Origin of the sequence: Anaerosporomusa subterranea, assembly GCF_001611555.1 — a bacterium.
GTDB lineage: Bacteria > Bacillota > Negativicutes > Sporomusales > Acetonemataceae > Anaerosporomusa > Anaerosporomusa subterranea.
The window spans coordinates 1-12,187 of the sequence record NZ_LSGP01000013.1; the positions used below are offsets into that span (position 1 = coordinate 1).

Annotated in this window: 11 protein-coding genes and 1 rRNA gene; 5 read left to right on the forward strand and 7 right to left on the reverse strand. The window is 43.1% G+C overall.

Features of this window, described 5'->3' with window-relative positions:
• Window positions 1-47 precede the first annotated feature (47 nt).
• A 5S ribosomal RNA gene (gene rrf, locus AXX12_RS03535) occupies window positions 48-164 on the forward strand.
• 560 nt (window positions 165-724) lie between these two features.
• Here rrf and glsA read toward each other — a convergent pair.
• Window positions 725-1,645: a glutaminase A gene (gene glsA, locus AXX12_RS03540; protein WP_066238266.1), complete on the reverse strand. Its 921-nt coding sequence runs from the start codon at window positions 1,643-1,645 to the stop codon at window positions 725-727.
• A gap of 161 nt (window positions 1,646-1,806) precedes the next feature.
• A complete protein-coding gene (locus tag AXX12_RS03545) occupies window positions 1,807-3,006 on the reverse strand; it encodes a M20 family metallopeptidase (protein ID WP_066238269.1) in 1,200 nt (399 codons plus the stop codon).
• A gap of 577 nt (window positions 3,007-3,583) precedes the next feature.
• Between AXX12_RS03545 and AXX12_RS03550 the strand changes: the two genes are divergently transcribed.
• Both AXX12_RS03550 and AXX12_RS03555 read left to right on the forward strand, forming a co-directional pair.
• Window positions 3,584-5,005 carry a YfcC family protein gene (locus AXX12_RS03550; protein ID WP_066238272.1) on the forward strand — a complete coding sequence of 474 codons (1,422 nt, stop codon included), beginning with the start codon at window positions 3,584-3,586 and terminating at the stop codon, window positions 5,003-5,005.
• Window positions 5,006-5,178: 173 nt separating this feature from the next.
• Entirely contained in the window at window positions 5,179-6,483 is a 1,305-nt protein-coding gene (locus tag AXX12_RS03555; RefSeq protein ID WP_066238274.1) for a hypothetical protein, read from the forward strand.
• A 329-nt stretch (window positions 6,484-6,812) separates the two neighbouring features.
• Here the strand turns inward: AXX12_RS03555 and AXX12_RS03560 are convergent, their stop codons facing one another.
• From AXX12_RS03560 to AXX12_RS03580, 5 genes are all read right to left on the reverse strand, one after another.
• Complete coding sequence (locus AXX12_RS03560) at window positions 6,813-7,922, reverse strand: mannosyltransferase family protein (RefSeq protein ID WP_066238277.1); 1,110 nt, start codon at window positions 7,920-7,922, stop codon at window positions 6,813-6,815.
• Between the two features lie 310 nt (window positions 7,923-8,232).
• Window positions 8,233-9,162 (reverse strand): class II fructose-1,6-bisphosphate aldolase, encoded by a 930-nt coding sequence (gene fba, locus AXX12_RS03565; RefSeq protein WP_066238279.1) that lies wholly within the window; start codon window positions 9,160-9,162, stop codon window positions 8,233-8,235.
• A 2-nt stretch (window positions 9,163-9,164) separates the two neighbouring features.
• On the reverse strand, window positions 9,165-10,109 hold the full coding sequence (locus AXX12_RS03570) for an RluA family pseudouridine synthase (protein ID WP_066240203.1): 945 nt from the start codon (window positions 10,107-10,109) through the stop codon (window positions 9,165-9,167).
• Between the two features lie 82 nt (window positions 10,110-10,191).
• On the reverse strand, window positions 10,192-10,659 hold the full coding sequence (locus AXX12_RS03575) for a hypothetical protein (protein ID WP_231881781.1): 468 nt from the start codon (window positions 10,657-10,659) through the stop codon (window positions 10,192-10,194).
• 29 nt (window positions 10,660-10,688) lie between these two features.
• Window positions 10,689-11,033, reverse strand: a complete 345-nt coding sequence (locus AXX12_RS03580) for a hypothetical protein (protein ID WP_066238281.1) — start codon at window positions 11,031-11,033, stop codon at window positions 10,689-10,691.
• Between the two features lie 130 nt (window positions 11,034-11,163).
• Between AXX12_RS03580 and AXX12_RS03585 the strand changes: the two genes are divergently transcribed.
• Window positions 11,164-11,661, forward strand: a complete 498-nt coding sequence (locus tag AXX12_RS03585) for a YajQ family cyclic di-GMP-binding protein (protein WP_066238284.1) — start codon at window positions 11,164-11,166, stop codon at window positions 11,659-11,661.
• 99 nt (window positions 11,662-11,760) lie between these two features.
• A complete protein-coding gene (locus tag AXX12_RS03590; protein ID WP_066238287.1) occupies window positions 11,761-12,153 on the forward strand; it encodes a class II SORL domain-containing protein in 393 nt (130 codons plus the stop codon).
• Window positions 12,154-12,187 lie beyond the last annotated feature (34 nt).

Below are 12,187 nucleotides of genomic sequence, written 5' to 3' on the forward strand. Positions count from 1 at the left end.
GACAGTTTTGAGGGAGCATACCTTAAAGGATGCACACCTCACTTATATCCGGTAACGATAGCTAAGGGGTTCCACCTGTTCCCATTCCGAACACAGCAGTTAAGCCCTTATACGCTGAAAGTACTTGGCTGGTGACGGCCTGGGAGGATAAGTAGTTGCCGGTTACGAAATGACCTACTGATGAAGTAGGTCATTTCGTTTATTTGTTTCTTTAGAGATAAGTTTAATACGGTGGCAGTAGGCTTAGCAGCATCCGAACGCGTCGAAGGTGCAATCAGTATTAAGCTAATTGTAGAGCAAGGCTTCTTTTCAGAACGGGTTCCGAAGGTGCAACCAATATTCAGCTATTTGTAGAGCTAAGGCTTCTTTTTAGAACGCGCACACATACGCCGAAAGTATCGAAGGTGCAATCAGCAAGAAGCATATTGTAGAGCAAGAGCTTCTTTTTAGAACGTTTGGCTGGTGACGGCCTGGGAGGATAGGTAGTCGCAGGTTTGTAAAACAGCACTCGCTGGAAGCGAGTGCTGTTTGCTTTTGTTATGCTTTAGCAAGTTTCAGGTGTTTACACCTGAAACGAAACCCGCCCGATATGTGGGTGAGATTCAATGTTTAAACAAGAACCACACCGGCTGTTAGACAATGATGGTGTTCAAGTCATCATAAAAATAACAGAGAAGGTGGTTCATTATTAATTAAGTGGAAAAAAATCGTTCGGGAAAGCAGATCAATAAACGCTTAAATCTAATGCTAGGGATAAATCTGATAAAAAACTCATTCCGGCAATACTGTTGCCTTTGTCATCAAGCAGGGGGCTAAACACCCCGATGCCCATTTGCTTGGGGACAACCGCTAAGATGCCGCCGCCAACGCCGCTTTTGGCCGGGATGCCAACTGTAGCGGCAAATAAGCCCGATTCGTTGTATAAACCGCAGGTAGCCATGACCGCTTTGACGATACGGCATTTTTCTTTACTGATAATGCGCATATTGCTTTTGGGATCTATGCCATTATTGGCAAGAACACTTCCTATCGCCGCAAGATCTTTGCAAGTAACATTCACAGAGCATAGCCGAAAGTATACGTCAAGCAATTCCTCAATATCTCCCTTGATGACACCTGTACTGTACATATAGTAAGCCAAAGCTCTGTTGCGATTACCCGTTAAGGACTCCGACGTATACACTTGATGATTGACAGAAAGGTTAGGGTTTCCGGACATAGTCCTCATTAAGTTCAAAATTCTAGTAAACTTTTCCGTATAAGTCGTTCCGCGAACAAAAGGAATAGTGGCAATAGCTCCGGCATTAATCATCGGATTTAGTGGTTTATGTGTGTTTTTCGTTTCTAAGCTGGCAATAGAATTAAACCCATCCGCAGTAGGCTCTACACTAATAGCTTGGGATATTTCTGCCAAATCATTGTCAAGGAGTGCGCAAGTAAACATGATTATTTTTGCAATGCTCTGAATGGTAAACGCGACATCGTGGTCACCTGCCGCATACTCACTGTTACAGCGTATATCCATGATGTAAGCTCCCAAAAACTTCGGGTTTACTTTTGCCAACTCGGGTATATAATCAGCAACTTTTCCATTCACACTCAACCCACTATTTTTGGCAAGAAGCCTGTTTAATAACGTTTGCATACTAGAATCCCGTCCCATCCTAGAACTGGTCTGTTCAGCTACCTTCATGCCATTGCCGGACGTTTGCCTATGCTTCAATATCCGCGATGAGGTCGCGCATCATTGTAGTGATATAACCACTCATCTGGATAATCCCTGTTATTCCGGGCTCCTGATAAAGCTTAATCCAAAAGCTTCAATGCGGCGTGTACACTCAGTTTCATTCCGATTGCAAGCGAATCCTCATCCAAGCTAAACTGGGGATGATGCAATGGAAAATCACAGCCTTTGTCTGGGTTTCCTGTTCCGACAAAGATGAAGCATCCCGGTGCTTTGTTGAGATAAAAGGAGAAGTCTTCGCCGCCCATCAGAGGCGGGACCTTCGCCACGGCTTGTTTGCCCCAAACCGCTTCAACGGTCTCCTCGACAATTTTAGTCATGGTTTCATCATTGGAGACCGCATCATACCCATAGTGATAGTCAATTTTGTAAGCAGCATCGTGGGTTTTCGTAATCCCATCAATGATCTTTTCGATTTGCTGCTCTGCCTTTTGACGAATCGTCTTATTGAAGCTGCGGATTGAGCCGCACAAGCTAACCGTATCAGGTATAACATTATTGGCAGTGCCCCCGTGGAAAGTCGTCACCGTAACCACCAGATTCTCCATGGGATCAAGCTTGCGGGAAACAATATGCTGTAAATTGGTTACAACCTGGGCGCCAATGACAATCGGATCGACAGCGAGATGTGGTTGAGAAGCATGTCCACCCTTTCCCTGGATAGTTGCTTCGAACGTATCAGATGCGGCCATAGCAGGACCATAAACAATTCCGATTTTTCCTACCGGGATATGACTCATTAAATGGAAACCGAGAATCATGTCTACATTTTCCATTACACCTGCCTGAATCATTTCACGGGAACCGCCAGGGAACAATTCTTCGGCATGTTGAAAAATAAACCGGACTTCTCCTTTAATCTGGTGTCGTAATTGGGAAAGAATTTTTGCAGTTCCCAATAGCATGGCGGTATGCCCGTCATGACCACAAGCATGCATAATTCCAGGAGCTTGCGAAGCAAAATCCAACTGGGTTTCTTCTTGTATCGACAAAGCATCCATGTCTGCTCGCAGTGCTAAAATTTTTCCGGGTTTATCGCCAAATAGGCGAGCCATCACGCTTGTCTTAGTGGGGCGAGAGACTTCCAGATCTTTCAACTTGCATAGATTGTCATAAACAAACTGAGCTGTTTTTTCTTCCTGGAAGGATAATTCCGGATTTTTGTGCAGGTGTCTTCGCCAGGCAATTACCTCTTCTTTTGATTGTTCTATCAATTTATCAACTATCACAATCCCAACTCCTCTCGCTAGTAGCTTGACCATGTTAGGATAACGTGGTCAAGCTGCTAGGTGTTTATTGCACCATATAAATGCAGGGTAAGAATTTCGCCCTATTTCGCAATATAATGAAAAAATTTTCTAAAATGAGAATAACACATTTACACAAAAAATATCAAGAACTTTTTCAATTAGCGAAATTTCATGACAGTTCTTGACAAATTCATTCAAAGACAAATATAATCATTTTAGAAATATATTCTTAAGTATTACTAAAATGATTAAGAGCTTTTTATAGTCCGAGACATTCGAGAAATAGCAATAGCTCTCTGTTAAAGAGGACCATTTACGAAACTGATAAAGCAAATTGTCTTATAAAATCGGGCTTTGACCAATTGTATAAAAGGCCAGGCATTATCGAAATAACTTAGCACGAAAAAGGACTATTGGGGCGAAAAAGGGGGGATCGAACCACAAACGAATAGCAAATTCCGAATATTACTCTAATGAAAGGAGGTTCAAGAATTACGGGTTTAATGTTCATCTAAATACTCGGCAAAAGTATTTTTAACATGAACGAATTTATTCAAACGTTAAATAATTTTATAAAGGCGGAATTATCATGAATGATTATACCGGTGGCAAACATAAATGGTATGAAAAAATACCAAGTGCATTCGTCATTTTGTTTCTAATTATTTGCGCTGTCTGCGCCTTAACCTATATTGTTCCATCAGGTGAATTTAAAAGAACAATGGTTAACGGGCGCAATGTCGTCGTTGCGGGAAGTTTTACCTATTTAGAAAAAACATCAAAAATGACAGTTGATGTATGGGGCCTCTTTAAAGCAATTCCCAATGGCATGGTTGCAGCCGGCCCCGTTATGATGATTGTTTTCCTGGCAGGCGGTATGTTTAAGATTTTGGAACGTACAAAAGCCATCGAAAATGCTGTAGGAATTACCATAAGGACTATCGGTGTATCCGCAAAATCCAAACAATTGATGTTAATTGTTTTAACATTTGTTTTTGGTTTCTTTGGCGCTGCCGTTGGCTTCGAAAATGTAATTGCCTTTGTGCCGCTTGGAATCATGGTGGCATTGAGTATGGGCTACGATCTCATGGTTGGAGCAGCCATTGTCATTGGCGGCGTCGCTATTGGATTTGGGACTTCGCCGATTAATCCATATTCTATCGGCATTGCCCATGCAATTGCTGAATTACCCATTTTTTCAGGAATGGTTCCCAGAACCGTGTACTGTATTGTCTGTCTTTTGATCTTGATTCACCACATCTCGCTCTACATGAAAAAAATAGAGAGAAATCCTGAAATGAGCTTGGTTAAAGGCATATCAACAGAAGGGCTATCCATTGATAAAGAAAGAATTAATGAGTATAAACTGGATATACGAGGAAAATTAGTTCTTTTACTCTTCGCTTCTTTTATTGTTGTCATTGTATTTGGAGTAGTACAATATAAATGGTATCTAACAGAAATTTCCGCTCTTTTTGTATTGTATGCAATTCTTTTTGGCTTAATTGCGCGTTTTACTGCAGACGAAATAGCGGATACCTTTGTCCAAGGAGCTTCCGAAATTGCCGGAGGGGCGATGATTGTTGGCTTTGCCAGGTCGATTATGGTTATATTAGACCAGGGTAAAATTGGCGATACCATTATCAACACCTTGGCAGCACCTTTAGTCAATTTCCCGCCGGTCATTTGCGCCATATTAATGACACTGGTTCAAGGCGTGATAAACTTCTTTGTTCCATCCGGAAGCGGACAAGCGATGGCAACGATGCCGATCATTATTCCTCTTAGCGATCTTATCGGCGTGAATCGGCAAATCGCCGTTCAGGCATTTCAAATGGGTGACGGCTTTTTGAATCTTATTATACCAACAGCGGGAGGCCTTTTAGCGATGTTGGCGTTAGCAAGAGTTCCATTTGACAAGTGGTGCCGTTTTGCCATTCCTCTTGTCGTAAAATGCATGGTCGTAGGTTGGATCTTTTTGGCGATTGCTACATATTATAATTGGCAATAATTTTTTCTCCTTGAGCTTGTTCAGGTGTTCCGCAATGAGCACCTGAATAAGCTCTTTTTATTATTCTGTGAGTAGTTTCATCAGAGTGGCCATATGGAGAAAAGATATTTACGATTCAGTTAAACTATAGTGTATAATAGATACGAAAATATTTACAAATTACGGGGTATAGTATGGCACACAGAATCGGAATCATTGGGCCTACCCGGTCAGTGGAACGGATCCTGACGATCGCTCAAAATTTTGAGCATAATATTGAATTTGTTCCGTTTCCCTTTGAGGATGAAAGCGACATTATCCGTATTTTACAAAAGAATCAGGCGGATACGAAAGGCTGGCTATTCTCCGGGTCAGTCACCTATTTCATCGCCAAGGAGTATTTGTCAACAGAAGACAACATCGCTTATTGCGAACCGACGGGGGCAAGTTTTTACATTAACTTGTTGCAAATGACGATAAATAATAGCGCTCTACCGCGTTTTTCTGTGGATATGTTTGAATCCTTAATGGATATTGAACGATTCATACAAGAAACCGGCATTAAATGGCAAGATGTTCATATTCGATATTACAAAGCCCAATATGATCCGGAGGAAATCATTCAATTCCACCTTCGTTTATGGCAAGAAGGAAAAATTGATGGGGCAGTTACCGCCTTGCGAAGCGTTTTTCATGCGCTAAAGGCACATGGCGTGCCTGTTTACCAGTTCACGCTAACCGAGCAGGAAATTTATCAGTCCTTGAAAATAATTATTGAAAAAGTCAAGGCATCTTATTTCAAAAATACCCAAGTCGGGCTTGTTCTTATTGAAATCGGCCAATACGATGAAATCATTGAGAAAGCGAAAACTCCATATGTTCTTCAAGCGTTAGAGTTGAAACTAAAAGAGCTTCTGTTGCCGCTTTGTGAAAACCTGGATGGTTATCTGTTGGATAAGGGAACCGGTGTGTATGAAATTTTTAGTACGCGCGGAGCAGTCGAAAGAGAAATTACTACGCTCCGGAATACGGTTCAGCAGCTTTTCGCCACTGTTGACTGTAACGTTCCCGTTATCGCTGGCATCGGGTATGGTGCCACTGTTTTTGCTGCTGAAAGGAATGCCCATTGCGCGATTCGAAATGCGCGTGAAAAAAAGAGCAACGATATAATCATTGTCCAGGATAACGGGGTCATTGTCGAAGCAATTAATGAGGACAAACAATTAAGCTACTCTTATTACTCAAATGACAAAGAGTTGATAGAAAAACTACATAAAGCAGCTGTAGGCATCAAGATATACCAGAAAATTGTGGCAACAATACGCCGAATGGGCTGGGATACGTTCACGTCAATCCAATTAGCCAGACAATTATCAGTTACTGAACAAAATATCCGCCGTATCATGAACGGCCTTTGTGCTGCGGGGTTAGCCGTGCAAGTCGGCGAAGAGATTGTCGCGGCGAGAGGCAGACCGGGTAAATTATATCGGTTAGTTTAATATCTGATCGAATAGCTTAGTTAAGGGGGGCCTTTGGGGGCTTCACAGTGGATAAAAAGTCTTGGTGGTCATGCCGGGAATTTATACCCGTTCCCATTCCGGACACGGCAGTTAATGACTCGAAGGTGCAATCAGTCCTTAGCACATTGTAGAGAGCATAAGACTCTTTTTAGAACGCTACGCCGAAAGTACTTGGCTGGTGACGGCCTGGGAGGGGCGTTCTGCCAGGCTGGACATCTGCTTTAGTGCCTTATGCTGGGTGCATTTTCGGTACGTAGTCGCAGGTTTATCAAAAAGCACTCGCTTTTCAGCGAGTGCTTTTTGCTTTGCTATCCGACCCAGTGCCAATTCATAAATAACGCAGCACAAATACATAAAACGACTGCGCTGACTGCAAGGTAACTATAATACCATGCATCCCGCAGTTGGGCCAGAAATAGGTATAGTGGAAAAATGACGAGAACAAATCTTGATGCACTGTATAGTGGCAGCCATGCTGAAGTTGACATCAGTGGGATTGCAAGCCATAACCAACCAATTAGTAAATAGGTTTGGCGGCTTCTAAAATTGGCTGAGAAACTCAATAGTGATAATCCGGCAACAGCCAACAATACCATAAACGTATCTAAAGATGCTCCTGGTTGGATGTATGGATTGGCATTTAAAGTTAGTCCAATGTTATTGGAAAAATTGTCTAAGGGAGAGTTGAAATAGCGCCCCCACTCATGCTGGGAGTGCAGGAATGCCAAGGGATTATCAGCTACATACTGATTGAACCCCATATAGGTGAGTAATGCAAGCGGTGGGAAAAAGAGTGGAATCAATGCCTTTGACTCATCTGGCGGCCTTTTTTCTTGCTTGTACTCGTAGAGCAGGTAGAAGAAAAGAAAGACTCCAAGATTTCGCGTTAGGGCTGAGAGGGCGCCATATACGCCAGCCATCATCCATTTCGATTGGCGAGCATAATACACGCACGATAGAGAGAAGACGAGAAATAGCGACTCGGTATAGATACTATTAATAAAGAATGATGTGGGCATAACTGAGTAGGCGATAAGTGCCCGTTGAGCGACTTTTTCTGAGTAGTCTAGCCTAAACGTTAAATACATAATCCGAAAGCTAAAAAAAGCAAACAGATTACAAGCGAGCAATCCTGCCGTTCCATAGCTCAGGCCCAAGTATGCCAGCGTTTTCATACAAATAATGATTGCAGGAAAGAAGACGACTGATTGTGCATCATAGCCATGCTGGGCAATATATGTATACCAGTGAGCATCCCATTTGATTAATTGACCGATTATAGGTTCGAGCGGCACTAGCGATTCATTAATAAAACCGGCAGGCGGTCGGTTGGGAAATACCTTGGTTAGAAATAATGCTATGGCGATTAGACCTGTATGAAGAGAATATGCAGTCAAAACTGCATTGTGTGAGTTCATGCTATACCCTCAATAGATGATATTCCTTGCTGACACTAGTGTTTCCAGTCAGGCTAATGTCATTCAGGCGGGTGCAGCATATTCAGAACATAAGTCGAGCGTCCCGCTTAATTGCGAGACGCTCGATCTGGTTTTCCCGATATTAAACCGCTCTAAAATTTCATCTTCGGCTAAGTGGAGTCCCTAAAGGAAGTCTTCGGCAACAAACTCATAGATTTCGATCCTCACTCTTAGAGCAGCCAAGTCCCTGAATAAGTGTAACTAGGATTCAGATGGAGTTAACGCCCCATCTGAATCCCAGTCTTCTTTACTACAGGCGGTTAGACGAATTCAAGACATTGCGGATTTTATGTTTAACCATAGCTTTAATTGCTTCTCGAGCTGGCTTTAAGTATTGGCGTGGATCAAAGTCTGACGGATTCACGGCTAAATGCTCACGGACAGATGCAGTCATTGCTAGTCGTAGGTCGGTATCAATATTAATTTTGCAGACGCCCAATTTACCGGCTCTCAATAACATTGCTTCCGGAACTCCTTGAGCTCCGGCAATACTGCCGCCATACTGATTGCACTTGGCGACAAATTCAGGCAGCACAGTTGAGGCGCCATGCAAGACAAGCGGGAACTGAGGCAGTAGTTTTGTGATTTTCTCCAGGCGTTCAAAGTCTAGTGTGGGGTCGCCTTTAAATTTATAGGCCCCATGACTAGTTCCGATCGCGATAGCAAGTGAGTCGACTCCTGTGCGTTCGACAAACTCAACGGCTTGATCAGGATCAGTATAAGAGGCATCTTTGCTGCTCACCTTGACAGCGTCTTCCACACCGGCCAAGCGGCCTAACTCGGCTTCGACTGTAACGCCATGTGCATGGGCGTACTCAACTACCTTTTTGGTTAAGGCAATGTTCTCTTCAAAAGAATGTTTGGAACCGTCAATCATAACAGACGTAAAACCGCCGTCCACACAGCTCTTACAGATTTCAAAGTCATCGCCATGATCGAGATGGAGACAAATTGGCAAACCGGAATCCTCAACGGCGGCTTCAACCAATTTAATCAAGTATATATGTTTGGCATACTTGCGCGCTCCTGCTGAAACCTGTAGTATCAGTGGAGACTGCTCTTCCTTGGCGGCGTCAACAATACCCTGAATAATCTCCATGTTGTTGACATTGAAGGCGCCAACAGCGTACTGGTTTTCATATGCTTTCTCGAACATTGCTTTTGAGGTGACTAACGGCATATTTATCCCTCCTGATTTATACTATTATTTTTCTCCCTATGGGAGGCTACTGCAGAGACATGTGTGTCTAACTGCTTCAACAACTGTTCAAGGTCTTGGGGTAAAGGCGACGATAGGCTAATGACAGCGCCAGTTATTGGGTGCTGCAGTTCTAAAAAGGAAGAATGGAGCGCCTGCCGTGCAATCAGGTCGGTTTTTCCTCCATACAAATCATCTCCTAACAAGGGATGCCCTATATGGGACAGATGAAGCCGGATTTGGTGCGTTCGGCCAGTTTCCAGTTCTAACTGCAGCAAGCTGGCGGTAGGGAAAGACTGCAAAACCCGGTAATGAGTAATCGCATCTTGCCCAGTTGAGCTTACTATTCGAATGATAATGCTGTCAGGATGTCGGGCAATCGGCAAGTCAATAATGCCCTCGGCAACCTCAGGAGTTCCGGTCGCAATTGCTAAATACCGCCGTCGGAGGCGCTGTTTGTTCATCAAATGGTGAATAGAGGATAATTTCGCGATGGTAAGAAGACCAGATGTATTTCTATCAAGCCGCTGAACTGGATGAAAAGCATGAGTGTATCCCAATTGGCGATAGTAATGGACGACCGCATTCGCCAGAGTACCGCCAGGTTGTTTTGGGGTGGGATGGACGAGCATTCCTGCTGGCTTATCAACAATTAATAACCAGTCATCCTCGTAAACAATATCTAAGGGGATGTTTTCTGGGGTAATCTGAGAAGCTACTGTCCACTCCATTTCAATTTCTGATTTTGGGCTGACTTTTGCATACCAGGGGCAGACAACGCCATCTATCCTAATAACACCATGATGTTTAATTTTGCGCCTCAAGTTTAGCGAAACACCAAGACGACGCAAGCAATCGGCGAGTGACATCTGTGGATAATGCTCGGGAACAATAAAAGTTTGGTGCTCAGTACCTTCGTCATTAATCATAATACATAGCTTTCCCTTTGAAAAGGCGAAAAACCTGCCGAACCGCAAAAAAAAATAAGCCACCCGTGGGGGCAGCTTACTGTCACAGTGAAGATTGAACCATGGCGATGAGTTCTGCGACATGTTCTCGTTCCATCACCAGAGATTCTTTTAAGTAGTCTCCCATGGGACTGGCTCGCCAGCCATAGATATGCCAGATACGTCGGTGCCTACGAATTAGGGCAACTAATAGCAGCGTTAGAAGAGTTGGGCTGATGCCTAGGCGATCATCAGCTTCGTCATCTTGGTCACGCAGGGCTAATCCGTATTTCTTGATTACGTTTGCCATTGCTTCGTCATGCAGCGTGATGAGATGGATAATATCCATGTAAGCGTGCCAATGATGTGTTGCGATATTATCTAGTGTATCTCGTAAGGTTCCGGCAGCTTCTTCTCTGGCATCGAGCGCGGTTTTCATTAATTCTAGCTGCTCAATGGCCTCTTCGTGCAATGTTCGCATGTGATTGATATCAACCGCGGTGGGTTTGCGATCTCGAGTAAGTGAAAACAACTTATCACATCCCTTGCGTTAGGAAAGGCTTAGAACCAGGAACGATGTCCTCTGAATGGAGCGATAAATCGCAACATTCTCAGGGGGATGTGCATAGACGCAGACTTGCCCCGCAGGCAGACGTTGACAATGATAAAGTCGCAACCTACATAACATAGAGTACCGCAGAAAGTCTCGCGTCTGCAGATTCTTGCATCTACCGACAACATCACTTCATTGCCTAACATGCACATGATACGGTCTTTCAAGGTTTCGGTTTGGAGCGGTTGCATATTATAGTTCGTGCAGTCATCAAACATCATTTCTTTGCCGTCGTAATCACAGACTGGACTCTTTTCGTCATCACAGTACCAGTGAGGATATTTTGCATCCATAAAGTGGTTACCCTCCTTTGCTTTCTGTCAGATGGCATGATACAATTTAATAGGTATCACTTGCTACATCATATGATGAGCTGATACATAATGCTACCGCCGGTTAACGAAACATTTTAAGGAGGACTGTATGGCTAGCAAAGATTGTTCATTCGATGTTGTCAGCGAAGTAGATTTGCAGGAAGTTGACAATGCTGTTAACCAAACAGGCAAGGAAATCGCGCAACGGTTTGATTTTCGCAACAGCAAGTCGTCACTTACGCTTGAGGGAGACAAGATAACTATTCTGGCTGACGACGATTTTAAATTAAAGAGTGTTATTGATATTCTACAAACAAAAGTCATGAAGCGTGGCATTGGTTTAAAAAATTTGGATTATGGGAAAATTGAATCTGCCTCACATGGCACGGTCAGGCAAATTGTCACAATAAAAAAAGGCATTTCCAAAGAAATTGCTAAAGATGTTGTTGCCCTTATTAAGGGGACAAAGTTAAAAGTGCAAGCACAAATAATGGATGATCAGGTCCGGATCTCTGCCAAAAATAAAGATGACTTGCAAGCCGTTATTGGTTGCTTGCGGCAGAATGACTTCCCGGTGGAGCTACAATTTGTTAATTATCGCTCATAGTCAACCAAAAATAATTATCAACTAATAAGAAAACTAGAAGGAATTTATTAGACTATGTCTAATAATAATCATAAGTAACTATATTAGGAGGGATGTATAATGAAATTTGCCGACGTATTCAAAAGTGCAGATTGGAAAACAGAGAAGCATGTTCCTGTCATTGAGGCTCCGACAAAGGTTAAAGCTGGGGAAAAGTTTACTGTTGAAGTCACAGTTGGAAAAGAAATTGCACATCCGAACACAACTGAACACCATATTCGTTGGATTCGCCTGTACTTTAAGCCTGACACCGGTAATGTCTACGATCTAGGCTTGTTTGAGTTCAATGCTCATGGTGAGTCTACAGAAGGGCCAAATAAAGGTCCGGCTTATACTGAGCCTTCCGCCCAAGTGACGGTAAAGCTTAATGCTAACGGTACTTTACTGGCTGCCGCTTATTGCAATATTCATGGACTTTGGGAAAGCACAAAAGATATTTCCATTAGCGAATAATTATTAAAAAAACGTTTCCGCAAAAAAGCGGGAA

Excerpts from the sequence above, each read along its gene's own strand:
- glsA (WP_066238266.1), bottom strand. The coding sequence starts at position 1,645 with ATGCAAACGTTATTAAACAGGCTTCTTGCCAAAAATAGTGGGTTGAGT.
- AXX12_RS03545 (WP_066238269.1), bottom strand. The coding sequence starts at position 3,006 with ATGGTCAAGCTACTAGCGAGAGGAGTTGGGATTGTGATAGTTGATAAA.
- AXX12_RS03550 (WP_066238272.1), top strand. The coding sequence starts at position 3,584 with ATGAATGATTATACCGGTGGCAAACATAAATGGTATGAAAAAATACCA.
- AXX12_RS03555 (WP_066238274.1), top strand. The coding sequence starts at position 5,179 with ATGGCACACAGAATCGGAATCATTGGGCCTACCCGGTCAGTGGAACGG.
- AXX12_RS03560 (WP_066238277.1), bottom strand. The coding sequence starts at position 7,922 with ATGAACTCACACAATGCAGTTTTGACTGCATATTCTCTTCATACAGGT.
- fba (WP_066238279.1), bottom strand. The coding sequence starts at position 9,162 with ATGCCGTTAGTCACCTCAAAAGCAATGTTCGAGAAAGCATATGAAAAC.
- AXX12_RS03570 (WP_066240203.1), bottom strand. The coding sequence starts at position 10,109 with ATGATTAATGACGAAGGTACTGAGCACCAAACTTTTATTGTTCCCGAG.
- AXX12_RS03580 (WP_066238281.1), bottom strand. The coding sequence starts at position 11,033 with ATGGATGCAAAATATCCTCACTGGTACTGTGATGACGAAAAGAGTCCA.
- AXX12_RS03585 (WP_066238284.1), top strand. The coding sequence starts at position 11,164 with ATGGCTAGCAAAGATTGTTCATTCGATGTTGTCAGCGAAGTAGATTTG.
- AXX12_RS03590 (WP_066238287.1), top strand. The coding sequence starts at position 11,761 with ATGAAATTTGCCGACGTATTCAAAAGTGCAGATTGGAAAACAGAGAAG.